The sequence below is a fragment of the Pseudomonas sp. SAS7 genome, assembly GCF_052112345.1.
Lineage (GTDB): Bacteria > Pseudomonadota > Gammaproteobacteria > Pseudomonadales > Pseudomonadaceae > Aquipseudomonas > Aquipseudomonas putida_Q.
The window spans coordinates 1-280 of the sequence record NZ_JBEGGO010000072.1 but is presented as its reverse complement, the minus strand read 5'-3'; the positions used below and the strand labels follow the sequence as shown (position 1 = coordinate 280).

Below are 280 nucleotides of genomic sequence, written 5' to 3'. Positions count from 1 at the left end.
ACCATCCGCGGCAACGGTACCCGTGCCGATGATGTTGCCTGCTGCGTCACGCACCTGCACGGTGGTGCCAGCTTCGCCACGGCCGCTCAGTTGGCTGCCGGCCAGGCCGATCACCAGGTTGGTCGGGGCTTCAGGCGGCGTGGTGTCGCCACCGTCGATATCCGGTGCAGTGACCGAGCTAGCTACGGACGTATTGCCGGCGGCATCGCTCGCAGTGGCTTGCAGGACCTCGCCGTCCACCTGCGGTGGGTTGAGGTTGATGCTGAACACGCCGGTCGGG

General features: G+C 67.1%; 1 protein-coding gene. It reads right to left on the bottom strand.

All coding sequences use genetic code 11. From position 1 onward, the window contains the following. On the bottom strand, positions 1-280 hold a 280-nt coding region (locus ABI582_RS28740; protein ID WP_442121000.1), incomplete at both ends, for an Ig-like domain-containing protein.